The 22,096-nt window shown below is 70.2% G+C and carries 22 protein-coding genes and 1 pseudogene; 12 read left to right on the forward strand and 11 right to left on the reverse strand.

Annotated features, from left to right (window positions below):
- Positions 1-26 precede the first annotated feature (26 nt).
- The 4 genes from STRVI_RS04795 to STRVI_RS04810 all read left to right on the forward strand — a co-directional run bounded on the left by STRVI_RS04795 (position 27) and on the right by STRVI_RS04810 (position 4,299).
- A complete protein-coding gene (locus tag STRVI_RS04795) occupies positions 27-2,663 on the forward strand; it encodes a sensor histidine kinase (protein ID WP_014054481.1) in 2,637 nt (878 codons plus the stop codon).
- Positions 2,644-3,114, forward strand: coding sequence for a roadblock/LC7 domain-containing protein (locus tag STRVI_RS04800; RefSeq protein ID WP_014054482.1), 471 nt, complete (start codon positions 2,644-2,646; stop codon positions 3,112-3,114). Before STRVI_RS04795 ends, STRVI_RS04800 begins: the two co-directional genes overlap by 20 nt.
- A gap of 245 nt (positions 3,115-3,359) precedes the next feature.
- Positions 3,360-3,740 carry a DUF742 domain-containing protein gene (locus STRVI_RS04805; protein WP_050993885.1) on the forward strand — a complete coding sequence of 127 codons (381 nt, stop codon included), beginning with the start codon at positions 3,360-3,362 and terminating at the stop codon, positions 3,738-3,740.
- Positions 3,688-4,299 carry a GTP-binding protein gene (locus STRVI_RS04810; protein WP_014054484.1) on the forward strand — a complete coding sequence of 204 codons (612 nt, stop codon included), beginning with the start codon at positions 3,688-3,690 and terminating at the stop codon, positions 4,297-4,299. The genes STRVI_RS04805 and STRVI_RS04810 overlap by 53 nt, the downstream gene beginning before the upstream one ends.
- Before the next feature lie 76 nt (positions 4,300-4,375).
- Here STRVI_RS04810 and STRVI_RS04815 read toward each other — a convergent pair whose 3' ends face one another.
- Positions 4,376-4,987 carry a helix-turn-helix domain-containing protein gene (locus STRVI_RS04815; protein WP_014054485.1) on the reverse strand — a complete coding sequence of 204 codons (612 nt, stop codon included), beginning with the start codon at positions 4,985-4,987 and terminating at the stop codon, positions 4,376-4,378.
- A gap of 47 nt (positions 4,988-5,034) precedes the next feature.
- On the opposite strand from STRVI_RS04815, the gene STRVI_RS04820 reads away from it, so the two are divergent.
- From STRVI_RS04820 to STRVI_RS04835, 4 genes are all read left to right on the forward strand, one after another.
- Complete coding sequence (locus STRVI_RS04820) at positions 5,035-5,916, forward strand: class I SAM-dependent methyltransferase (protein WP_014054486.1); 882 nt, start codon at positions 5,035-5,037, stop codon at positions 5,914-5,916.
- Positions 5,917-6,181: 265 nt separating this feature from the next.
- Entirely contained in the window at positions 6,182-7,429 is a 1,248-nt protein-coding gene (locus STRVI_RS04825; protein ID WP_014054487.1) for a cytochrome P450, read from the forward strand.
- Between the two features lie 82 nt (positions 7,430-7,511).
- Positions 7,512-8,444 (forward strand): alpha/beta hydrolase, encoded by a 933-nt coding sequence (locus tag STRVI_RS04830; protein ID WP_014054488.1) that lies wholly within the window; start codon positions 7,512-7,514, stop codon positions 8,442-8,444.
- A gap of 16 nt (positions 8,445-8,460) precedes the next feature.
- Positions 8,461-9,189 carry a helix-turn-helix transcriptional regulator gene (locus STRVI_RS04835; RefSeq protein WP_014054489.1) on the forward strand — a complete coding sequence of 243 codons (729 nt, stop codon included), beginning with the start codon at positions 8,461-8,463 and terminating at the stop codon, positions 9,187-9,189.
- On the opposite strand, the gene STRVI_RS51980 is transcribed toward STRVI_RS04835, so the two are convergent.
- On the reverse strand, positions 9,186-9,365 hold the full coding sequence (locus tag STRVI_RS51980) for a hypothetical protein (RefSeq protein ID WP_150112880.1): 180 nt from the start codon (positions 9,363-9,365) through the stop codon (positions 9,186-9,188). The two genes, STRVI_RS04835 and STRVI_RS51980, sit on opposite strands and share 4 nt — an antisense overlap.
- A gap of 232 nt (positions 9,366-9,597) precedes the next feature.
- Here STRVI_RS51980 and STRVI_RS04845 point away from each other — a divergent pair, with 232 nt between their 5' ends.
- Both STRVI_RS04845 and STRVI_RS04850 read left to right on the forward strand, forming a co-directional pair.
- Positions 9,598-10,404, forward strand: a complete 807-nt coding sequence (locus STRVI_RS04845; RefSeq protein WP_014054491.1) for a MerR family transcriptional regulator — start codon at positions 9,598-9,600, stop codon at positions 10,402-10,404.
- Positions 10,401-11,420: pseudogene (locus tag STRVI_RS04850) on the forward strand (BtrH N-terminal domain-containing protein). Before STRVI_RS04845 ends, STRVI_RS04850 begins: the two are co-directional and overlap by 4 nt.
- Positions 11,421-11,431: 11 nt before the next feature.
- On the opposite strand, the gene STRVI_RS04855 reads toward STRVI_RS04850, so the two are convergent.
- The 4 genes from STRVI_RS04855 to STRVI_RS04870 form a co-directional block, all read right to left on the reverse strand.
- Entirely contained in the window at positions 11,432-12,901 is a 1,470-nt protein-coding gene (locus STRVI_RS04855; protein WP_014054493.1) for a hypothetical protein, read from the reverse strand.
- Positions 12,902-13,016: 115 nt separating this feature from the next.
- Positions 13,017-13,766, reverse strand: coding sequence for a vWA domain-containing protein (locus tag STRVI_RS04860; RefSeq protein WP_014054494.1), 750 nt, complete (start codon positions 13,764-13,766; stop codon positions 13,017-13,019).
- Positions 13,767-13,799: 33 nt separating this feature from the next.
- Positions 13,800-14,165: a YybH family protein gene (locus tag STRVI_RS47445; RefSeq protein WP_353477029.1), complete on the reverse strand. Its 366-nt coding sequence runs from the start codon at positions 14,163-14,165 to the stop codon at positions 13,800-13,802.
- 173 nt (positions 14,166-14,338) lie between these two features.
- The gene (locus STRVI_RS04870; protein ID WP_014054496.1) at positions 14,339-14,938 is read right to left on the reverse strand and encodes a TetR/AcrR family transcriptional regulator; all 600 of its coding nucleotides are present in this window, start codon (positions 14,936-14,938) and stop codon (positions 14,339-14,341) included.
- A gap of 119 nt (positions 14,939-15,057) precedes the next feature.
- Between STRVI_RS04870 and STRVI_RS04875 the strand changes: the two genes are divergently transcribed.
- Positions 15,058-15,843: a class I SAM-dependent methyltransferase gene (locus STRVI_RS04875; RefSeq protein ID WP_014054497.1), complete on the forward strand. Its 786-nt coding sequence runs from the start codon at positions 15,058-15,060 to the stop codon at positions 15,841-15,843.
- A gap of 155 nt (positions 15,844-15,998) precedes the next feature.
- Here the strand turns inward: STRVI_RS04875 and STRVI_RS04880 are convergent, their stop codons facing one another.
- Positions 15,999-16,193, reverse strand: a complete 195-nt coding sequence (locus STRVI_RS04880) for a hypothetical protein (protein ID WP_353477030.1) — start codon at positions 16,191-16,193, stop codon at positions 15,999-16,001.
- Positions 16,194-16,518: 325 nt separating this feature from the next.
- Between STRVI_RS04880 and STRVI_RS04885 the strand changes: the two genes are divergently transcribed.
- Positions 16,519-17,868 (forward strand): hypothetical protein, encoded by a 1,350-nt coding sequence (locus STRVI_RS04885; protein WP_014054499.1) that lies wholly within the window; start codon positions 16,519-16,521, stop codon positions 17,866-17,868.
- Between the two features lie 74 nt (positions 17,869-17,942).
- On the opposite strand, the gene STRVI_RS04890 is transcribed toward STRVI_RS04885, so the two are convergent.
- The 4 genes from STRVI_RS04890 to STRVI_RS04905 all read right to left on the reverse strand — a co-directional run bounded on the left by STRVI_RS04890 (position 17,943) and on the right by STRVI_RS04905 (position 21,903).
- Entirely contained in the window at positions 17,943-18,353 is a 411-nt protein-coding gene (locus STRVI_RS04890; RefSeq protein WP_014054500.1) for a hypothetical protein, read from the reverse strand.
- A gap of 220 nt (positions 18,354-18,573) precedes the next feature.
- Positions 18,574-19,065 (reverse strand): GNAT family N-acetyltransferase, encoded by a 492-nt coding sequence (locus STRVI_RS04895; protein ID WP_014054501.1) that lies wholly within the window; start codon positions 19,063-19,065, stop codon positions 18,574-18,576.
- Between the two features lie 88 nt (positions 19,066-19,153).
- Complete coding sequence (locus STRVI_RS04900; protein ID WP_014054502.1) at positions 19,154-20,218, reverse strand: cobalamin B12-binding domain-containing protein; 1,065 nt, start codon at positions 20,216-20,218, stop codon at positions 19,154-19,156.
- On the reverse strand, positions 20,215-21,903 hold the full coding sequence (locus tag STRVI_RS04905) for a PP2C family protein-serine/threonine phosphatase (protein ID WP_014054503.1): 1,689 nt from the start codon (positions 21,901-21,903) through the stop codon (positions 20,215-20,217). The genes STRVI_RS04900 and STRVI_RS04905 overlap by 4 nt, the downstream gene beginning before the upstream one ends.
- Between the last annotated feature and the right edge of the window lie 193 nt (positions 21,904-22,096).

Raw genomic sequence — 22,096 nt, forward strand, 5'->3', positions numbered from 1 at the left:
CAGGGGCACATCGAAGGAGGACCTGGGTGTCTGTGGACACGGCGGACCCGCCACTCGAACAGGAGCCGTCCGGGCACGCGCCACAGCGTCCTCGGCCCCGTCGCAGGACCGAAGCGCCCGGTGCGCTCCTGGACCGCTGGCCGTTCCGGCGGAAGCTCAACGTCCTGGTGATCGTGCCCCTGGCGGTCGTCGGCGTGCTCCTCGGCGTCGGCGTGAACGGCCAGGTGCAGCAGGCCCGCGACGCCGACCGGATCGCCGAGCGGGTGCGCGACAGCGGCCAGGTCGCCCGGCTGATGAATGGCGTACAGGCCGAGCACCGGGAGGCGCTCCTGCTGGCCGTCGAGCAGGAGCCGGTCCGCTCCGGGGCCACCCTGCCCTCGACCGTCGACTACCGCCGGGCGCAGCGGGCCACCGATGAGCAGGCCGCCGCCGTGCGGTCCGCGTTCGGATCGGACCTGCCGAAGGACGAGGCGCGGGCCCTCGACTACATCCAGCGCCTGAGCGTGCTGCGGGACAAGGTCGAACGGGGTTCGGTGCCCGCCGCCGGTATCGACCCCGCGTACGCCGCCGCCGTCGGCTATCTCATCGACGGCATCGGACTCGACCACTTCTCCGAGAGCTCCTCGTCCTCCGTCATCGACCTGGTCGACGCCGTGCTGCGCGCCGACGCGGCCCACGCGGCCTTCGAGGGCGGGGTGTTCTCCGCCCAGACCCGGGACGCCAACGGCCTCACCGAGTACACCCGCGCGGTCGGCGCCCACCGGGTCTACGAGGAGCAGTCGGAACGTTTCGCCAGAATCGCCGACCCCGACCAGGTCCTGCGCCTCGACGGCATCGAGCGGAACTCCGAGGCGAACGGCATCGACGACCGGTTCGCGGAGCTCCAGATCGACCCCGGCTCCTTGCAGGACCAGTCGCCGCGGCAGCTGCGCACGGAGATGGCCGCGATCTCGCGGCAGGCAGAGGCCCGCCTCGAGATCGCCCGCTCGCTGACCGGCCAGATCGCCCACCGCGCCGACGGCCTCTCCCGGGACGCCCTGCACAAGGCGCTGGCGCTGCTCGCCCTCGCCCTCCTCGGCTTCGCCGCCTGGCTGGCCTTCTCCTTCCTGGTCCGGCGCTCCGTCGTACGCCCCCTCGCGGCGCTCACCGGCGCCGCCCACCAGGTGGTCGAGGTGGCGGGTGAGGAACTCGCCAAGGTCGAGGACGAGGACGACGACGCGACCGACAGCACCCCGCTGCGGCCCCGCCCGATCCCCGTCCCGGTGCGCGACGAGATCGGCGATCTGGCCGAGGCGTTCAACCAGGTGCAGGTCGCCGCCGCGGCGCTGCTGGAGCGGCAGGTGCTCAGCCGCCGCAACGTCGGCGAGATGTTCGGCAACGTCGGCCGCCGGGTCAGCAACCTCACCACCCGCCAGCTCAGCCTGATCGACGCCGTCGAACGCCAGGAGACCGCCCCCGACATCCTGGAGCGGCTCTACCGCATCGACCACATCGCCGTACGCCTCCAGCGCAACGCCGACAGCCTGATGCTGCTCGCCGGAATCCGGGAGACCGAACTCGACGCCCGGCCGACCACCCTGGCCGATGTCATCCGGGCGGCGCTCGGCCAGATCGAGGGGTACCAGCGGGTGTCCCTGCGGTCCGAGACCGAGGTCACCGTCGCACCCGACATCAGCGGCGACCTCACGCTGATGCTCGCCGAACTGCTGGAGAACGCGGTCGCGTTCTCCCCCTCCGACACCTCCGTCGAGGTCGTCGTCCGGCCCGGCACCGACGTCAGCGCGGACGGCGGGGCGCTGATCGAGGTCATCGACCACGGCCTCGGCCTGGCCGGGGAACGCCTCGACGAGGAGAACGCCCGCCTGGTGCGCCGCGAGCGACTCGACCTCGTACCGACCAAGGTGCTCGGCCTCTTCGTGGTCGGCAGCCTGGCCCGCCGCTGGGGCATCCGGGTCACCCTGAGCCGTACGCCGGGCGGCGGGGTCACGGGCAGTGTCTGGGTCCCGTCGGCGCTGCTGGTGGCGCGGGGGGCGGAGTTGGCTACGGGGTCGGGGTCAGGGTCGGTTACGGCACCTGGGTCAGGGTCAGGGTCGGGGTCGGGGTCGGCGGGGGCCGGGCGGGAGCCCGAACCCGGGCCCACCGCCACGCTTCCGGCCGCCACGTCTCCCGCCGCCACGCCTGCGCCCGAGCGGCGCCCGGCGGCGCCCGCGACGGAGTCCGGTCTGCCACGGCGCGTCCCGGCGGCGTCCCGTACGAACGCGGAGTCGGCTCGCACCGCGCAGGAAACAACGAAGGCAGCGACCAAGCCGAACGTCGCGAACGAGCCGACCACCGGGAACGAGCCGTCCACCGGGAACGAGCGGTCTGCCGCGGACGAGCCGCACGCCACTCCGGCCGCGTCCGCCTCCGCCCCCGCATCCCGCCCGCTGCGCCGCCGCGTCCGGGGCGCGACCCTCGACAAGACCACGCCACCGGCCGACCGGGCGATCCCGGCCGTGCGCCGGCCCGCCGACGCCGACGCGGTCCGTTCCGAACTCGACGAGTTCGAGGCCGCCGTACGCAGGGCGGAGCAGGACAGCGCCACCGGCTCCCAGGCCGAAGCCACACCATCGACACATCAGCGCCCCCGGAAGGAGTCGGGAAGTGACCACGCCGACAGATAAGAGCGGTTCCGCTGAGCGGGAGACCACCGATCTGCGAGCCGCCGCGGCCGACTTCACCTGGCTGCTCGACCGGTTCGCCACCGAGACCGCCGGTGTCGTCGACGCCATCGCGGTGTCCTCCGACGGTCTGCTGATCGCCGTCTCCCAACTGCGCGAACAGTCCGACTCCGAGCGGCTCGCCGCGATCGTCTCCGGTGTCACCAGCCTCGCCGCCGGTGCCTCCGGCAACTACGGCCTCGGCGACCTCAACAAGGTCATCATCGATCTGGAGGGCGGCCATGTGCTGGTGTCGTCCATCGGCTGCGGTGCCGTGCTCGGTGTGGTGACCACGAAGGAGGCGAAGCTCGGGAACATCGCGTACGAGATGACCCTCTTCGCCAACCGGGCCGGGGCCGCGCTCACCCCGCAGCTCGTCATGGAGCTGAAGAAGAGCGCCGGGTCCGTCGGCTGACGGATCGGGCGGCGCACGGAGGAGGGGGCGAGATGGTCGCCGGTGAACCGGTACCGCACAACGCGGCAGCGCATGAGGCGGCAGCCCACGAGGCGGAGGACAGCGCACGGGACGCCCCGGAGGAGCCGACGGAGCCCGAGGAGCCGACGGAACCTGTCGAGCCGACGGAACCTGTCGAGCCGACGGAACCCGTCGGACCGACGGAACCCGTCGAGCCGACCGAGCCCGTAGGCCCGACCGAGCCCATTGGCCGCGCCTCCGCCATCCGGCCGTTCCTGCTGACCGCAGGTCGGGTGGCCGGGAGCGGCACCGGGCCGCCGCTCCCCGTCGAGACCCAGATCGTGACGACGCCGGACGGGCTGTCCGCCCTGCGGTCGCTCACCTTCGAACGCCGCGACATCGTCGCCGCCTGCCGGCGTCCCCAGTCGGTGGCGGAGCTGGCCGCCCGGCTGCATCTGCATCTCAACGTGGTCCGGGTCCTCGCGGAGGACCTGCGCGCCGCAGGACATCTGGCGGTCCACGTCCCGAATGCCGGGACCGTCCAGGACATCTCCGTACTGCGAAGGGTTATCGATGGTCTCCGTGCCGTCCCCGACTCACGGGGCTCACTCCGCGACAGCAGTTGAACCGCCACTGCCGGTCAAGCTGGTCATCGCCGGTGGCTTCGGGGTCGGCAAGACCACGGCCGTGGGGGCGATCTCCGAGATCCGGCCGCTGACCACGGAGGCGCTGATCACGGAGGTCGCCGCGGGCGTGGACGACCTCACCCACACCCCCGGCAAGACCACCACCACGGTCGCCATGGACTTCGGCGTCATCACGATCGACCCGAAGCTGAAGCTCTACCTGTTCGGCACGCCGGGCCAGGACCGTTTCGGTTTCATGTGGGACGACGTGGTCGAGGGCGCACTCGGCGGTCTGGTGATCGTGGACACCCGTCGCCTGGACGACTGCTACGCGGCGGTGGACTACTTCGAGCACAAGGACGTCCCGTTCGCCGTCGCCATCAACGCCTTCGACGGCGACGTCCAGCACGATCTGGACGAGGTCCGCTGGGCCCTGGACATCTCCGAGCACGTCCCTCTGATCGTCTTCGACGCCCGCGAGACGCGCTCGGTCCGCGACGCCCTCCTGGTCGTCCTCGACGTGGCCCTCTCCCGCGCCCAATCCGCCAATCCGGCCTGACGCGAGGACGGAGGGCTGACGACGCGGTCGCGGTTCGCGGGCGCGGCGCACGGCACCGGCCGGGGCACCCGGGGGTTCAGCCCTCGGCGTCGTCCTCGGCCGACCTCCCCCCGGCCCCGTTCGGCCGCGGCCGCAGATGGGTGCGACGCCCGTCCTGGTCCAGGATGCCCAGGATCTCCGCCGGTCCTTCGTGTGCCCCGAAGGCGTGGGGGATCATGGTGGAGAACTCCGCGGCCTGGCCGGTCTCGACGAGGATTCGCCGGTCCCCCAACACGAGCGTGACGGTTCCGGACAGAACGGTGAACCAGTCCCTGCCCGGATGGATCTTCAGCGCCTTGGCGCTGGTCGGGGCCGGTTTGGTGAGGCGCATCTTGGCCACGATGACCCCGGGCTGCCGGTTCAGCATCCAGGTGGTCAGCCCGCGCGCCATGTCATGCTGCGGCCGGATGATCACGTCGTCGTCGGCGTCCGACTCCACCAGCTGATCCAAAGTGGTCCCCAGGGCCCGCGCTATCGCGCTCAACTGATCAAGACTGATCCGCCGATGCCCCGTCTCGATACGGCTCAGCGTGGAGGGGCTCAGGTAGCAACGGGCGGCCAGATCGTCCAGCGACCAGCCCAAGGCCGAACGCAGTCCCCTGATCCGCTTGCGGACCAAGCCGTCGAGAGCGCTGTCCTCTTGCGTCATAGGCAAGATGGTATGCCGCCGGAGCAAGGCCCTCTTAGGCTCGGAGCATGACGGATCACCACCATCACCCCCATCACCACCACCACAACCACGCGGCTGATGCGGACGAGTGGGGCGAGTCGGCCATGGCCGAACTCCTGGACCTCGACGCCGAAGTGCTGCACACCTTCCTGTCCGAAGTGACGGATGTCCTGGCCCAGTTGACGCGAGACGAACCGCCGCACCGGATTCTCGACCTGGGCAGCGGCACCGGTGCCGGAACCCTCGCCCTCCTCCAGCGGTTCGAGGACACCGAGGCGACCGCCGTGGACCGATCCCCGCGGCTCCTGGACCACATCCGAGGCAAGGCCCGCGCACGCGGAGTGGAGGACCGGGTGCGCGCCGTCCAGGCGGATCTGGACGCCGCATGGCCGGACTTCGGCGCCGTCGACCTGGTGTGGGCGTCGGCGTCCCTCCACCACCTGACCGACCCCGACCGCGGATTGCGGGAGATCTTCGAGTCGCTGCGCCCCGGCGGATTCCTGGCAGTGATCGAGATGGCCGGCTTCCCGCGATTCCTCCCCGATGACGTCGGCCGAGGGCGCCCCGGACTCGAAGCCCGCTGTCACGCCGCACGGGCCGAAGCCCACGCCGAGAGCCTGCCGGACCTGGGCTCCGACTGGGGCCCGCGCCTCTCCCGCGCCGGATTCACCGTCGAGGTGGAGCGCCCCTTCACCATCGATCTGCGTCCCCCACTGCCGGAGCCCACCGCCCGCTACGCCCAGGCTTCCCTTCGAATGCTGCGTTCCCGCATCGCCGGAAAGCTGAGCTCCGACGACCTGGCCACACTCGACCACCTCCTCGACAGCGACGGCCCCGACGGCCTCCTACGGCGCGACGATCTCACCGTCCGCGCCGAGCGCACGCTGTGGGCGGCGCGCCGCCCGTGACCCGAGGCGGTCACCGGCCATGGGCTTGAGCTGTTCAGGTGCTCGGCTGGTCTGGGGGGAAACCTGGACCGGCGCCCAGGCCGAAGCGGACGTTCCCACCGCGACCGAGGCCCTCGGCGGCGGCCTCGAAGCGTGGTTGCGCGGTCTGAAGACCACCGCTGAGGCAGCCGACGGCCGTAACGTCCGTAGCCGGTAGCCGCTTTGACTTCGCCCAGGAGGGGTGAGTAACTGTTCGCCGCACGTCGTACGTCTCTGGAGGCGCTCTATGGCCGAAGCGGAAGTGGCAGGCGAGACGGAAGCGGAGGGCGGCCCTAATGCGGGAGGCGGCCCGAAAGCGGGAGGCGGCGCGGAAGCACGCTGCCCCCTGGGCGACTTCCCGTTCGTAGCGGAGCACCCCCTGGAGCCCCCGGAGGAATGGGCGGCGCTGCGGGCGGAGGGCTGCCCGGTGCCGGAGCTGACGCTGCGGTCGAGCGGGGCCCCTGTGCGGGTGCTGACGCGGTACGCGGATGTGCACACGATGCTGTCCGATCCGCGCTTCCCACGGGACGTGAGCGAGGCGGGCCCGGACGGAACCGGTACGGGCGAACGGCACCAGCGCTGGCGGCGGTTGGTGGGCCAGACCCTCACCGCCAAGCGGGTCAGCGCGCTCCGCCCCCGGATCGTCGCCATCGCGCATGCCCTGGTGGACACCATGGAGGCCGGGCCGAAGCCCGCGGACCTCTGGGCGGGGTTCGCGTATCCGTTTCCGGTGCGGGTCGTCGGCGCCCTGCTGGGCGTACCGGAGAAGGATTGGGACCGCTTCTCGTACTGGTCCGGCGCCCTGTTCAGCCGGGACCGCTACGGCGAGCCGGAGACCCGCACCGCCCGCGAGAAACTCCTGACGTATCTGCGTGAGCACATCGCCCGGAAGCGACGCGAACCGGGTGACGACCTGCTCAGCAAGCTGATCGAGGTCACCGACGCCGCCGACCGCCGCCTGCCCGAGGCGGTCTTCGTCCAGATCATGCAGGGGCTGATGCACGCCGGACACGAGACGACGTCCAGCGTGATCGGGAAGCTGGTCCCGGTCCTGCTCGACGACCGTTCCCGCTGGCAGCGCCTGCTGGACGACCGCTCGCTGATCCGCCCGGCCGTGGAGGAGCTGCTGCGCTTCGACGTCAACCGGGGCCCGGGCATGCCGCGTTACCTCACCGAGGACATGCAACTGGGCGGCGAGGTGATCCCGAAGGGCAGTACGACCCTGTCGGTCGTCGCCTCCGCCAACCGCGACGAGCGGATGTTCTCCGACCCGAACGAACTCGACCTGGCCCGTTCCCCCAACCGCCACCTCGCCTTCGGCGCCGGCGCCCACTCCTGCATCGGCCAGGCCCTGGCCCGCACCGAACTCCAGGTCGCCCTGGAGATCCTGCTGGAGCGCCTGCCCGGTCTCGACCTGGCGATCCCGTCGTCCGAACTGGCGCGGCGCGAGGGAGTCCTCACGGACAGCTTCGAACAGGTCCCTGTGGTGTGGTAGCGAGCAGCGCGCCAGGCTCATGACGTAGCTCACAAAGAAAGGGTGACAGGGTGGTGTCGCGGGCACCTGCGACTGTCTGCGCATGACGATCACAGATGAGGACTGCCTCGCCGAGACCCTGGCCTTCAACGAGCAATTCGAGGCTGCCGCGGCGAGCCGTCCGGCCCGCGGACAAACCCCGAGCGCGTCCACGCTGGCGCTCCTGCGGCGTAACCGGGTCGGCGGCGACACCCCGCCGGTGAGGCTGGCGCACGCCCAAGGCCGCGTCGTTGAGGGCGGGGTGAAGGTCCGGACGTTCGTACCGGATCGCGTCGACGGCGTGTACCTGCACATCCACGGAGGCGGCTGGGCATTCGGCTCCGCGGACGGGCAGGATGAACGGCTCTGGCGGCTGGCCGTGCAGGCACGGCTTGCCGTGGTGAGCGTGGAGTACCGCCTGGCGCCGGAACACCCGTTCCCCGCCGGGCCCGATGACTGCGAAGCGGCCGCCCGATGGCTGGTGGAGCACGCCGCGACCGAGTTCGGTACCGAACGGCTGCTGATCGGTGGCGAATCGGCCGGTGCCCACCTGAGTGTCGTGACGCTGCTACGCCTTCGCGACCGGCACGGCATCACCGGCGCGTTCCGGGCGGCCAACCTGCTCTTCGGCCCCTACGACCTGTCGATGACACCGAGCCAGCGGTCATTCGGCTCCAGGCGGCTGCTCAGCAATACCGACTCGCTCAGGAGCACCTACGGGCTCTTCACCCCAGGGATGGGCGCGGAGCAGCGCCGCGACCCCGAGGTCTCACCGCTGTTCGCGAACCTGGCCGGCTTGCCGCCCGCCCGGATCGTCATCGGCACCGAGGATCCGCTGCTGGACGACTCCCTGTTTCTGGCCGGGCGATGGCAGGCGGCGGGCGCGCCCGCGCAACTCGGCGTCGTCGCCGGCGCGATGCACGGCTTCACCCTCTTCCCGCTGACCATCACCGAGCGGGAACACCAGCGGGAGCGGGACTTCCTGGCCACCGTGTGACGGTAGCGTCGGCCTCATGAACCGCACGGCCCGGCTCTATGCGCTGGTGGAAGAGTTGCGCGCGGCCGCGCCGCGACCGCTGACGGTCGCGGCGCTCGCCGCGCGGTTCGAGATCAGCACCCGCACGGTGCAGCGCGACCTCCAGGCTCTGATGCAGACGGGTGTCCCGGTGCGCACCACACCCGGACGAGGCGGGGGCTGGTCGATCGCCCCCGAGATGACCCTGCCCCCGATCCACTTCACCCCCGATGAAGCCTCGGCACTGACCGCCGCGCTCGCCACGGCCGACGCCTCCACCCCCTACTCCAGCGCGGCCCGTACGGCAGCGCAGAAGATCGCGGCCTCGATGACCGGCCCCGCCTCGACGGCGGCCCGGACACTCGCCGCACGCATCGTTACGCTGCCGACGCGAACCGACTCCGAGGTGCGCACCGCGGTGGAACAGGCCCTCTCCCACAACCTGGCGCTGCGGCTGTCCTACACCGACGCGGCAGGACACGAAAGCACCCGCGTCGTGGAACCGGCCGGACTGCTCACCGCCAACCGCCGCTGGTACCTCATCGCCTGGTGCCGCACCCGACGCGCGGGCCGAGGCTTCCGCCTGGACCGGATCACAGCGGCGACTCCCACCGGCGAGCAGGCCCAGCCCCACAACCTGACCGACCTACTCCTCGGCTCAACCGCCGCCACCGCGGTAGGGCCCACCGCACTGGCCCCACTTACACCCGCCCGGCCACGGCACTAGCCGCCAAAGCTCCAGATGAGAGCGGTGGAGCCGACGAACCCCCCGACGCCCAGGGCCGTCCCGGCGACGGCGGCCCACAGCCGCCCGACGCCGCGGCGGGCGTGGTGAATGCCCATGGCACCGAGGACAACGGCGAGCGCTCCGCCGATGATCGTCCACGGAAGGGTGACAAGCACGAGCGCGGGCACCCAAGCGCCGACAACAGAGAAGACACCAAGCACAACGGCGGTGGGCCCCAACCCAACGCCAGGCGAATCACTCCGGCCGACCCCACCCCCGGACCCGGACACGCTCGACTCGGACATGACCCGCACCTCCGTTGGCCGAATTCCCGTTCCCCACTGATCGTACCGACGGGGCCGCGACTGCCCTGGACTCTCCCACCGTCGGAGAGTCCACCATGACGGCATGCACGAAGAACTCCTCACCATCGGGCGCTTCGCCCGCCTGTGCCGGCTCAGCATCAAGCAGCTACGGCACTACGACGAGACGGGGCTCTTGGCGCCGGTCCGCGTGGACGCCAACTCCGGCTACCGCTATTACGCGCCTGAACAGGCACGTGATGCCCTGACCGTTGCCCTGCTCCGCGAGATGGATCTCCCCCTGGCCGTGATCGCCCAGGCGCTGGCCGCCGAGCCTGAATCCAGGGCCCAGATCCTGCGCGCCGAACGGGACCGGCTGGCCGAGCGGATCAGCAGGGATCAGGCACGGCTGGAGATGCTGGAGCGGCTGGCGGAGGGCGGTCTTCCCGGCTATGAGGTGACGATGGGCAGCGAGCCGGAGCGACGGCTGGCGGTGGTGCGGGCGGTCTGCGCCTTCGAGGAGATCGGGGAGACGTTCGGGGCATGCGTGGGCCGGCTGTTGCCGGTGCTCGGCAAGGAGGGAATCGCATGGGAGCCGCCGCTGTGGGGGCTGTATCCGCTGGATCTGGAAGAGCGGATGGAGATCGCCGTCGGAGCGCAGACCTCGCAGGGGGAGGGGACGCCCGGCCTGGAGTTCCAGACGCTGCCCGGCGGACCCGTCGCCGAGACCGTGCACATCGGGCCCTATGCCCAGCTCCCCCTGGCCTACAACGCTCTCTTCGCCGCTGCCCACGAACGCGGACTGCGTCCCCAAGCGCCGGTACGTGAGGTCTATCTCGTCGGGCCGACAGAGGCACCGCAAGAAGAATGGACGACCCGGCTGATCATCCCCGTCCAGGAAAGCACGGCATGACCACGGCGATTGACCTTGACGCCCGCAGTACCCAGCACTGCGAGACGTCGGCTCTGGGAGTCCTGCTGCGGCACCAGGGACTCGATCTCTCCGAGCCCATGCTCTTCGGCCTCGGCTCCGGCCTGTCCTTCATCTACTGGGACAGCAAGAGCTTGGGCTTCCCCTTCCTCGGGGGACGGGTCAAGCCCTTCGAGCTGACCAGGAACCTGGCCACCGCACTCGGGCTGGACCTCCTGGTCCAGGAGACCACCTCCCCCCGCCGGGCATGGGGGAACGTGGCGGCCCTCATCGAGGCCGGCCGCCCCGTCGGCCTGCAGCTCGACAGCTACCACCTGGACTACTTCGGATCGAAGGTGCACTTCGGCGGTCATGTCGTCGCCATGTACGGCTACGACGACCGCGACGCCCACCTGGTGGACACCGACCAGCAAGGCGGAACGGTAACCACCAGCCTGACCAGCCTCGCCCGGGCCAGGGCCGCGCGCGGCCCGATGACCGCCAAGCACCGCTCCTTCACCCTCACCGCCCCGAGCGACCTGCCCACCCCACCACAGGCCCACATCATTCCCGCCATCACCGCCTGCGCCGACGCCTTCCTCAACCCGCCCATCGCCAACCTCGGCCACCGAGGCATCGAAAAGGCCGGCAAGCAGGTACGCACCTGGCTCCAGCGGACCGACAACCCACAGCGGGACCTACCCCAGGCCGCCCTCCTGATGGAGCAGGCCGGCACCGGCGGCGCCCTGTTCCGCAACCTCTACCGCGACTTCCTCGCCGAATGCACCCAACTGCTCGACAGCGACCACCTGCGCACCGGCCACGCGATGTACGCCGAGGCAGCCACCCTATGGACGGAAGTCGCCGCACTCATCACCCACGCCGGTGCATCAGGCAATCCGCAGTGCCTCGTATAGGCCGGCGCCATCCTCCACGACCTTTCCCGCATAGAGCGCGCGGCCATGCGAGCGCTGAGCAACCTGGCAACCTTTGGCGGCTTTGGCGGCACCCGTGCCTGATCAACCCCTGACTATTGGCGGGAGAGGATCCGGGTGACGCCTGCGGCGAGGGCCGTGGCCAGCAGCCAGCCCGCGCCGATCAGGAGCCAGGCGATCCACTGGGTCGGCCCCGTCGGCTGGAACGCCCGCTCCTGGCCGAAGTCGATCACGGGAAGGAGCAGGTCCAGGCTGTACATCACGGGGTTGAACACCGGATGGGCCGTACCACTGGGCGGGTGGGGCCGGTGCAGGGCGAAGACGGTGGTTCCGGCGGCGAGCAGGGCCAGCAGCCACACCGCGGCACGTTCCGGCACGTAGCCGTACCCGACGGCGGCATCCTGCACATACCCCCAAGCCCGGGCGTACCAGGGGAGGGTCGTGCGGCGGTGACGTTGGCGGGTCAGGAGCACGGTCCGGGCCTCGCGGTCCTGGCCGATGGACTGGTAGACGGTGGCGAGCTGTTGGTACGGCTGCGGCCTGTATCCGTCGGGATCGCGGCTCAGCAGCTCAAGGCGTTCGTTGACGGCCAGGTGCCGTTCCAGCGACCGGTAGACCAGCCCGTCGAGTTGGAGCGGCGGCTGCTCGTGACCGTCGTCATGGAGCCGGAGTACACCGATGGCCGCGTGGCGCAGGTCCATGCCTCCCGTGGCCCGTGCGGGGCGAAGGCGCAGCTCCCCGGCCTGGAGGTGTTGGCAGGAGAGGGCATTTCCCTGGGTGGGGGTGAGGGACGCGTCATCGAAGCTGACCGACCCGCCGACGGTGGCGCCGGTCAGCGTGATGGCTCCGTCGGCGCGTAAGCCCTCGCCGCAATCGATGGTCGTGGAGACCTGGATACCGGGGGCGGACAGGGCCTCACCGCCAGGTCGGTGCAGCGCGGCCCCGCGCAGGTGCAGACCGTCACTGAGGCGCGCCTGAAGCAGCCGCAGCTCCCCGTCGGCGCGGAATCCGCCGGTCCCGACGACGCCCTTCGCCTCCAGGCGTCCGCCGTCCAGGGCCACATCGCCGGCATGGGAGAGGTGCGCGCCCTGGAGGAGCAGGCTCCCGCTGATATGCGCGTCATGCACGTCGACCTTGCCCTGAACGCGACAGTTCATCAGGTCGAGGTTCCCGTCAACCGTCGTGGCGCCCATCCCAAGCCCCGGTAGGCACGAGCCGCCGAAACTGGTCACCCGAAGTGTGGCCCCATACAGCTGCGGCGCCTCCTCGAACCAGCACTCCTCCAGCCACAGCACGCAGCACACCTCAGCGAAGACCAGGCGCAGCTTCCCCGATATCCGGGCACCCACCAGGTGGACCATCGCAGTTTCACCGCTGATGGCATCGGCACCGCCCAGCAGCAACGAGCGGATCACCGAGGCCCGCACCTGCCGCCCCGGCCCCCAACTGCCGCCGTCCATCACCGTTCCGCCGACCGCGTCGCGCGGACGCAGGTCGACTTCGCCCCCTGCGGCGAATGCCTCCCAGAGCCGGAGTTCCGGGCCGGTGAGGTGATCTGGGCGCATCCGGGGCCCTCCGGCCGGTCGGGAGCGGGGCCCGCCCATGATCAAGCCGGGCGAGGTGGCCGCCGCGAGCGTAGCCACGTGCTCTGGGATGCCCACGCTCTCGGCCCGGCAGTCCTCAGTCCTTCAGGACACCGGCGGAGCGGGCGGCGGCGAGCCACTGCGGGAACTCATGGAGCAACTGATCGTAGAGCGCGGCGTCGGAGAGGTCCTTCGGCGTCGGTCCGGCGGCGAAGAATCCGGCGTTGTCGACGATGCGCCGGTTCGGGACCGGCAGGTCGTCAAGCCTGTGCAGGAAGCGGAACTCGTCCTTGCCGAACCCGATGAACTGCCAGAAGATGGGCAGCTTGGCGGCCGTGCACAGCACATGCTCTGCCGCCGCCTTGGACGTGGGGGAGCCGTCGGTCTGGAAGACGACGAATGCCGGGTCGTCGGCTCCGGACGACTGGTAGTGGTCGATGACGGCCTGCATGGCGACGTGGTAGTTGGTGCGGCCCATGTGCCCCATCGAGTCGTGCAGGGGGTTGATCCGGTCCTGGTAGGCATCGAGGCTGATCTCAGCCGTCCCCTCGATCTCCGTGGAGAAGAAGACGACCGGCACGATCCCGTCGTCATCGAGGTTCGCCGCGAGGGCCAGCGTCTGTTCCGCCAAGTGCTGTACGGAGCCGTCGCGGTAGTACGGGCGCATGCTCCCGGAGCGGTCCAGAACCAGATAGACCGCGGCACGCTGCCCGTCGGCGCCGTGCTTGGCCAGCGAGACCGCAGCCGTCTTGTAGAGGCTGACCAGCCCCGGAGCCTGGGCGGCGACCTTTTCCAGACTGATCGCGGGGGCGGGCGTCTGGGGGCGCTTGCGGTAGTCGATGGCCATAGCCGGTGATTGTCCCCCAACCGATGAACTCGATCATGAGGCGGCCCCGGTGGGTTCACCGCGCCGTCCTCGACCAGGACGAAGTCCGCGAGGTCGATGTCGATCGCGACCCCGGCCGCGGACGTGCCGCTCAGCTTCCACTGGACGACCCAGAAGTCCTCCCCGACGCGGAGCGAGACCAAGGCAAACGCCCAGCTCGGGGACCAGCTCGAACATCCCGGCCGCCGCTTCCCGGATGGCGGCCTGCCCGCGCACGGGGTCCTGGCCGGAGTGCAGATGGAACACCGAGTCGGCTGTGTGGAGCCCGGCGATCCGGTCGGGATCGCGGGACTCCCAGCACGCGTGGTAGCGCTCGAACAGATCACGGGTGGCAGCGGTCATGTCTGGCCTCCGGTCCATGGATGAACGGGCGTGCTGCAGAGGACATCCCGGTCGGTCGTAGATCCAGAACTTCCGTGATGTGCGTCCACGCTGTCCATGGGCACGCGCACAGGCCCGAAGCGGCAGCAACGGTGGTGGCGGGGCGGACGAGTCGGCCTGTACGCCGGGTCCTGTCTGCCGACATCGTCGTATCAGGGCCGCGCATCCCGCACGGCCTCGGCGATGACGGTGGTCACCACCTTGCGGAGGGCCCCGGCATCCGGCGGCCCGGCTTCGCGGTCCGCGAAGAGCAGGTGCCCGGCGCCGATCAACGTCGGCGCGAGCGCGTCGATGTCGGCGTCGGCCGCGATGCGTCCCCGGTCCCGCTCGGCGGCGAGGTAGGAGGCGATCATGGCCGTGGCCTCCGTCAGGAGCGGCACGCCGGTCGGCGTGGTTTCGCGGAGCCGGGCGCGTAGCTCGTCGCGCGAGGTGACGAGGCTGACGAGGGCCACGGCGACCGACTCGAACAGGGTCGTCAGCGCGTCGGCGAGGTGGTCGGCGATGGCGCCGGTCCTGGCGGAGTCGCGCAGGGCGGCGGACTGCTGGTCGAGCCGGGCGATGCGATCCAGGATGAGCTCGGCGAGGAAGGCGTCGAAGTCGGCGAAATGCCGGTGCAGGACGCCCTTGGCGCAGCCCGCCTCCGTGGTGACCGCCCGACTGGTCAGCGCGCTCGGCCCGTCCCGGAGCAGGATTCGCTCGGCGGCGTGGAAGAGCTGCTCGCGTACGTCACGCATGGCCACCCCTGTCGGCACCGTGCGTCCCTCCTCACCTCATCGGGCCCGCTCCATTGACGAGTGGGCATGTGCCCACTCATAGTGGGCGCATGCCCACTCTACCGTTTTCCGGGAACGAGCCTCATCAACACCGACAGATGGCGGAGTCGTTCGGCTCGGATGCCGAACGCTACGACCAGGCTCGGCCCCGCTATCCCCAAGCCATGGTGGACCGGATCGCCACCGGCAGCCCCGGCCCCGACGTCCCCAATGTCCTCGACATCCTCGACGTCGGCTGTGGCACCGGTATCGCGGCCCGGCAGTTCCAGGAGGCAGGCCGCACGGTGCTCGGGGTCGAGCCGGACGCGCGGATGGCCGAGGTGGCGCGGCGGCTCGGGACGGAGGTCGAGGTCGCGACTTTCGAAGCCTGGGACCCGGCCGGTCGGCGATTCGACGCCGTGATCGCGGGCCAGGCATGGCACTGGGTCGACCCGGCCGCGGGGGCGGCCAAAGCCGCTCAGGTCCTGCGGCCCCACGCCCGACTGACCGCGTTCTGGAACGTCTTCCAGCTCCCGCCCGACCTGGCGGAAGCCGTCGCCACGATCTGCCAACGGGTCGTGCCCGAAGCACCGTTCGACTTCCGGGCGATGACGCGGGGCGGCCTGGACGCCAACCAGCCGATACTCACCAAGGCCGCCGACGGAATGCGAGAGGCGGGCGCGTTCGGCGAACCGGAGCAGTGGCGGTTCGACTGGGAGCGGACCTACACCCGGGACGCGTGGCTGGACCAGATCCCCGCCCAGGGCGCCTTCACCCGGCTCCCCTCGGCCAAGCTGGCGGAAGTGCTGGAGGGTGTTGGCGCAGCCATCGACGCGATGGGCGGCAGCTTCACGATGCCGTACGCAACGGTGGTGATCACCGCGACGCGAACTGCCCCTGCCTGACCCGGCACATGGCCTCACGGCCCTGTTCGTCGAGGAGGCTCCAGTGGCGCTCGATTCGCCGGACTGGCACGTATCGCGGCTGACCACCCACCCCCTTGGTGATGTCCACTCGCTGCCTTTACGGCCGGAGGCGCGCCCGCAGCGCATCCCTCACCCTATTCCTCTGGTTCAGGTAGTCGCTCGCCCCTGCTCTTGGCCACCCGCAGGGCGTCGCGCAGTGCCTCGCAGAGCCGGTTCCCGAGATACCGTAATTCCATGGCGCTCACCTTGTTGTCGCCCAGCATCTCGTGCCCGATAGTGATCAGTTCGGCGCCTGTGCGGAGCTGTAGGTCCTCCATCTCATCAGCCACCTGCGAGACGTAGCCATGGTGATCCGTGACGAGGTAACAGGGCTTCCCATTCGGGTCGGACCAAGGCAGGAGGCGGGGGCCTGCGCTCATCGAATCGCCACCTCCTGCCCGTGAAAGCAATATGCGGGCAACTGTGATTGTTCGATCCAATTGGCGATACTCTCTCTCACGTTGGCGCTCCTCACCGCGTTGCCCACGCCCCGGACCCTTCGCCCGGTCGCGGGGTTACACCTAGGCAACCTCTCTGGCACATCAGCGGGTAGCGCCTGTAGGGGTGTTGAAAGGTGTTGGTTCCGCATTCGTTCATGACCGAAGGCCGTGAATCATGAAAACGCCGAACGAAAAGCTGTCCGATTGGCTGGCTCGATCCGGAATGAGTCAAGGCGAGTTAGCTCGACGAACAAGGGTTCAAGCCAAGCGTTGGGGCCAGCCGCATATTGCCCCGGATGCCACGAGCGTTCGACGCTGGTTGACCGGAGAACAACCCCGGCCCCCCGTACCCGACATCCTGGCGGATGCGTTCTCGGCAGCCATGGGCTACCGCGTCACGACGTACGACTTGGGGCTCGGCGACAGTGCGACGGCGGACAGAGGGCTTGTGTACAGCCCTTCCTTCCTGGCTACCGTGGAAGCCGTTGCCGACTTGGGGAGGGCCGACGTGGACCGTCGTAAGTTCTTGGCCTCAGCACCGTTCGCCGCCGTTGCCGGCATCGGACCAAGCCGAGACTGGCTGTTGAGCACGCTCGACCAGCAGCCCAAGCCGGGCCCCAGGGTGAGGCTGGAGGACGTGAGCGCAGTCCGGAACATGTTCGGCGTCTTCCAGCAGATGGACATCTTCCAGGGCGGCGGAGCAGGCCGCCTCACCTTGGCTGCCTACATGAACGCCCATGTGTTCCCGCTGCTGCGACGCACGCATACCGAGCGGGTTCGGCGCGCTCTGTGCGAGGCCGCCGCCGAGCAGACGTATCTGCTGGGTTGGATGGCATACGACAACGGGGAGCACGGGGCGGCGCAGCGCTACCTCATCCAGTCGCTCCGTCTCGCAGAGGAGTCGCGCAATCCCGCCCTCGGCGCGCATGTGCTGGCCGGGATGGCGGATCAGGCCACGCTTCTCGGTCACCCCGAAGAGGGTCGTAGGCTCGCCCAGTCGGGCCGGGCTGGACTCGCCAAGTCGGCATCCCCTGCATGTCTGGCCGATCTCTGGGCGCTGGAGGCTCGTGCTTGCGCCAAGCTCGGTGACAAGCGAGCGGCGGTGTCGGCGATCGCGAAATCGGAGACCTCGTACGAGAGTGTGCGTCCTGAAGAGGAGCAGGAGTGGGCCGCGTTCATCGACCCGGCGTACTTGCACGGGGAGCACGCCAACACCTTCCGTGATCTTGACGAACCGCAGAACGCCAAGGATCACGCCCGCAGGTCAATCGACCATGCCCGCAAGCAGAAGCGCGCCCGTCGGGGCGCTATGTCACATGCGGCGTTGGCGGCCGCGTACCTTCAGAGCAAGGATCTGGAAGCGGCCCATGCGGCCGGGATGCGGACGATCTCTCTCACCCGGCAGGTCAAGTCGTCCCGAGCTGTCGAAGCGGTCCAGGACTTGCAGAAGCGCATGAAGCCCTTCGGCAGGCACCGCCTGGTCGCGGACTTCAACGAGCGAGCGAGTGAACTGGTGGCCGCCTGAAACGACGTGCAGTAGCCGGATGCCCCGGACCATCGTGGCCAGGGGCGTCCGGGGGCGGGCTTGGTGTGTATCGATCAGTGCACGACGACACCGGGGACAAGGGCAACGAGGCCCGACACGAAGCTGCCTACGCCTGCCAGGGTGGTGGCCTTTCCGTCCGAGAACAGCCCCGCGCAGAATTGGCGGACTTGACGACGGAGGATGAGCATCTTCAGCTTCTGCCAGCGGTGCTGACGGATATGACATCCGAGGAGGAGTCCGGACGCGTTGTTCCGGCAACCGTCGTCGCGGCCGCGTACCGGAGCGCCGCACGTCACAGGCGCCTGGAAGAGACACCATGCGACTGTGATCGCTGAGAGCGCGATCACTACGGCTGGTCCGGCAGCCGAATTGATCCATGCTGCGATGAGCAGCAGACCTGCCAGAACGCCCCACCACTGGCCCAGCCCACCCAGCGCATTGCTTCGTGCCCCCGAAGTCGCCATGGGGTGCATGTTGTGACGCATACGCCATTGTCATGCACGCAGAGCCCCGCATTGGCCGGATCACTGCGGAAGTAGGCCAGTTCCCCAGCCAGGCGCCTGCCTGCGCGAAGGTGCAGACATTGACGCGCTCCTCGCGGCTGAGCTTAGGCAGCCCCATGGCTGCTCAGCTCTCACCAAGGAACGAGCGCGGGGACCAACCAGGCGACCGGCGTGAACAGGGTCAGGCACCCAGGTCGTGATACATGACGTGCAGGCCGACCGGCCCCAACTCCGGATGCCGGAACGCGCCCGGCACGGTGCCGATGAGGGTGAACCCGAGGCGCTCGTACAGTCCGACAGCGGGCGCGTTCGAAGCCGCGACCGCGTTGAACTGCACACCGGCGAAGCCGCTGGTCGAGGCCCAGTTGAGCAGATACTCGCCCAGCGCCTGACCGACACCCCGGCCGCGCGCCTCAGCCGCCACCATGAAGTTGCCACTGGCGATATGGGCACCGGGACCGGGCCGATTGGGGTACATATTCGACGTGCCGAGCACCCGCTCGCCCTCCACGGCCACCACGACATGTCCCGGGGGCGGCACCACCCACATCTCGTGTGCCTGCGCCTCAGTCTGGTGGGGGTCGTAGCAGAAGGTGTCTCCCTTGCGGACAATCTGCTCGACGATCGGCCAGACCTGCGACCAGTCACGCTCCTCGAACGCCCGGATTTCCATCCGCCATACGCTAGCAACGGAGTTCAGCCCTTCCGACCGAATTTCTCGTGCCGAATCAGTCTGATGTGACCGTCGCCGCCCCGCCCGCTCATTCGTGAGAGCGGGAAGCCCCCCGCTCGATCAGGCATCGGCGCCCCGCCGCGAGTGTGGTGAGGGCCCGGGGGGCCCCGCGCAGGCGGGCGGTCAGGGCATCCGTCAGCGTGAGGAGGCAGCGGGGGTCCACTGAGCGGGCGGAGAGGTAGGTCGCGGCGAAGGCGAGGTGGCCGGTGAATACGCGCTCGTCGTCCACGAATACGGCCGCGGCCAGGGAGTCCAGCAGCCGGCCGAGGAAATCGGCGGCCTCCTCGTGTTCCATGCCCGAGCGGTTCCGCAAGCCGGGGAGCACGTCACGCAGCGCGTGGGTCACGTGAGCGAGCAGCTCGGGGCGTTGCCGGACGAGTACGGCGTACGCCTCCACGGCACCGGCCTGGACCGACGATTCCCCGCATGTCACCGGGGGCCAGGGGTGAAGCAGTGCTTCCGCGGCGCCACGGGCGTCGGCCGCGTACAGGTCCGCGCCCAGGGCGTACGCCCATGTGCCGTCGGGGCCGAATCCCGGTCCGCCCGTCATGACGGGAACGCCGGCGCATCTGCAGGTCTCGATCTGGCGGTGGGCGAGCGGAAGGTTCCACGACAGGGTGCAGGAGAGAGCGACCACGTCGGGGCCGTTCTGATGGACGTCCGAGAGAAGCTCGTGCGGGGAGACCGAGCCGCCGAGTGAGCGCACGTGGAAGCCGCGCAGGCGCAGCACCTCGGTGAGGATGTGGGAGGGCAGCACGTGCCATTCGCCGTCGCTGCATGCCACCAGCACATGGCGGGGTGGGCCCGCCTCGGCAGGTGTGCGTACGGTGCGGGCGGTGGACGCGATCGCGTCCACTGTCAGCCGGCTGACATGGGTGGCGGCGTGCTCCTGCGCCACCGTCCACTCGCCGGACTCCCACCGCTCACCGACCCTGACCTGGGCGGGTGCCACCAGGCCGAGCAGTACGTCCTCCGCGTTCACGCCACTCGTCACCAGGCCGGTGGCCAGCTCCAGCGCTCCGTCCTCGTCCGCACCTGCCAGGCAGGTGTCGAAGTCCGCGCGGGCGGTGTCGGTGATCCCGGTGCCGTTCATGGGGCCTCGGCCTCCCCGGCATCTCCGGACCCGCCGGGGCCCTCGGGCCGATGGTGCGGTGGTGCGCCACGGTGGGACGGTGCGCCACGGCGGGGCGGTGCCTGAAGCGTCAGGATGGAGATGTCGTCGTGCGGGCGGCCGGCGAGCCATTCGGTCGTGAGGAGTTCCAGCCGCTCGGCGACCGACGGCGCCTGCATGCCGCCGCAGCTCGCCAGCGCGTCGACGAGGCGTTCGTCGCCGTAGATCTCCCGCCCGCTCGCACCACCGCGTGCCTCCGTGACCCCGTCGCTGTAGAGAAGCATCAGCTCGCCGGGTTCGAGACGGCACTCGGTACGGCCGAAACTGGGATCGGGCACCGCTCCGAGGAGCATGCCCTCGCAGACGATTTCCGCCACCTTTCCATCGTCGCGCAGGACGAGCGGGGAGAGGTGGCCGCCGCTGGCGATCTCGACCTTCACCGAGCCGTCGTCGCAGGGGCGGGCGGAACCCGTGACCAGGGTTGTGAAGCGGTGGCCGGCGCTCATGACGAGGTCGTTGAGCAGCCGCAGATCGCTCAGGGGCTCGGGCCCCGTCCGGACCATGGCCAGGGTGCGCATGCTCTGCCGCACCTGCCCTCCCACCACCGCGGCCTCCGCGCCCTTGCCGGACACGTCGCCGAAGAAGAACGTGACCCCGCCCGCGGCGGAAGGGGCCACATGGTAGAAGTCGCCGCTGATGCGCAGAGCCTCCGCGGCCGGCCGGTAGGCGGCGCCGAGCCTGAGGCCGTCGGCCGACGGCAGCGGCTCCGGAGCCATGCTGGCCTGCAGGACGGCGATGGTCTGGGCCTGCTGCGAGTAGAGCGCCGCCGTTGCCAGCGCGAGTCCGGCCCGTACGGCGAACCGATGCGCCAGCTCGATGTCCGCGTCGTCGAAGCGGGCACGCTCCGGGCCGCGCAGCATGATCAGCGCACCGGCCGGGACGCCCCCCGCGGCGAGCTGGACCACCAGCGCGTCCTCGACGTGACCGAACTCGCCGGGCATGACCTCGTCGAGCGCGTCCATCTCCTGAGGGCGTACGACAGTGGGGCGCGGTTGGAGCCCGTACAGCGCGTCCGCGACCTTGGGCACCCGTTCCAGCGTCTCGACCGCCACCTCCCCGGAGCACCGGGCATCGCCCGGACCCGCCCGGTGCCAGCGGGTACGCCGCCCGCTCACGGGCAGGACGACCACGGACGCGTCCGCCAGCTTCGGGATCACGATCTCGACCAGCGCGCGGACCGTACGGCCGTGATGGAGCGAGGCGCCCAGGCGCCGGGTGGTCTCCTCCAGAAACGCCGACTTCTCGCGCTCGTGGGCGAGCGCGGCCTCGGCCTCCTGGGCGCTGCTGACCTGATGGACCAGCCACACCGTGAGCCCACCGGCGGTGTGCAGGCGACCGGTGAGCCCGCGGCCCTCGTAAGCGGCGGAGAAGTGCTCCGCCCGCCGGGCGGCGGCGCGGGCGAGGGGCGCGGCCGCTGACATGCTGACCGGTCCGCCCGGGCGCAGCCGGGGGAAGAGGCGGGCTGCGGCGCGGTTGAATCCGCGGACGGGCCCGTCGGCCCGGTCGCAGATGACGACGGCCTCGTCAACAAGATCCAGCAGCTCGCCGAGCTGCGACGGGACACACTCCCATGCGCCCCCGCCCCCGCCGCCGCTGTCGTCCGTCATCGGCCACCGCCTCTTGCGCATGGGGCTGCCGCGCCCATAGTGCCCGGGTTGCTCCACCTTCCATTCTGTTTGTCCGGTGTGGTTGTCGCATGGGTGCATTGGTGGGCGTCGGGGGCGTCGCTGGAGGGCTGGGAGGCCCAGGGGCTGACTATCGATGCGCAGGTCAGCCCTCCGCCGGGGCCACCCCGATCGG

Source organism: Streptomyces violaceusniger Tu 4113, assembly GCF_000147815.2.
Lineage (GTDB): Bacteria > Actinomycetota > Actinomycetes > Streptomycetales > Streptomycetaceae > Streptomyces > Streptomyces violaceusniger_A.

What these genes read in the sequence shown, in the direction of transcription:
- STRVI_RS04810 (WP_014054484.1), top strand. Translation starts at nt 3,688, where the DNA reads ATGGTCTCCGTGCCGTCCCCGACTCACGGGGCTCACTCCGCGACAGCA.
- STRVI_RS04815 (WP_014054485.1), bottom strand. Translation starts at nt 4,987, where the DNA reads ATGACGCAAGAGGACAGCGCTCTCGACGGCTTGGTCCGCAAGCGGATC.
- STRVI_RS04820 (WP_014054486.1), top strand. Translation starts at nt 5,035, where the DNA reads ATGACGGATCACCACCATCACCCCCATCACCACCACCACAACCACGCG.
- STRVI_RS04825 (WP_014054487.1), top strand. Translation starts at nt 6,182, where the DNA reads ATGGCCGAAGCGGAAGTGGCAGGCGAGACGGAAGCGGAGGGCGGCCCT.
- STRVI_RS04830 (WP_014054488.1), top strand. Translation starts at nt 7,512, where the DNA reads ATGACGATCACAGATGAGGACTGCCTCGCCGAGACCCTGGCCTTCAAC.
- STRVI_RS04835 (WP_014054489.1), top strand. Translation starts at nt 8,461, where the DNA reads ATGAACCGCACGGCCCGGCTCTATGCGCTGGTGGAAGAGTTGCGCGCG.
- STRVI_RS04845 (WP_014054491.1), top strand. Translation starts at nt 9,598, where the DNA reads ATGCACGAAGAACTCCTCACCATCGGGCGCTTCGCCCGCCTGTGCCGG.
- STRVI_RS04855 (WP_014054493.1), bottom strand. Translation starts at nt 12,901, where the DNA reads ATGCGCCCAGATCACCTCACCGGCCCGGAACTCCGGCTCTGGGAGGCA.
- STRVI_RS04860 (WP_014054494.1), bottom strand. Translation starts at nt 13,766, where the DNA reads ATGGCCATCGACTACCGCAAGCGCCCCCAGACGCCCGCCCCCGCGATC.
- STRVI_RS47445 (WP_353477029.1), bottom strand. Translation starts at nt 14,165, where the DNA reads ATGGACCGGAGGCCAGACATGACCGCTGCCACCCGTGATCTGTTCGAG.
- STRVI_RS04875 (WP_014054497.1), top strand. Translation starts at nt 15,058, where the DNA reads ATGGCGGAGTCGTTCGGCTCGGATGCCGAACGCTACGACCAGGCTCGG.
- STRVI_RS04885 (WP_014054499.1), top strand. Translation starts at nt 16,519, where the DNA reads ATGAAAACGCCGAACGAAAAGCTGTCCGATTGGCTGGCTCGATCCGGA.
- STRVI_RS04890 (WP_014054500.1), bottom strand. Translation starts at nt 18,353, where the DNA reads ATGGCGACTTCGGGGGCACGAAGCAATGCGCTGGGTGGGCTGGGCCAG.
- STRVI_RS04895 (WP_014054501.1), bottom strand. Translation starts at nt 19,065, where the DNA reads ATGGAAATCCGGGCGTTCGAGGAGCGTGACTGGTCGCAGGTCTGGCCG.
- STRVI_RS04900 (WP_014054502.1), bottom strand. Translation starts at nt 20,218, where the DNA reads ATGAACGGCACCGGGATCACCGACACCGCCCGCGCGGACTTCGACACC.
- STRVI_RS04905 (WP_014054503.1), bottom strand. Translation starts at nt 21,903, where the DNA reads ATGACGGACGACAGCGGCGGCGGGGGCGGGGGCGCATGGGAGTGTGTC.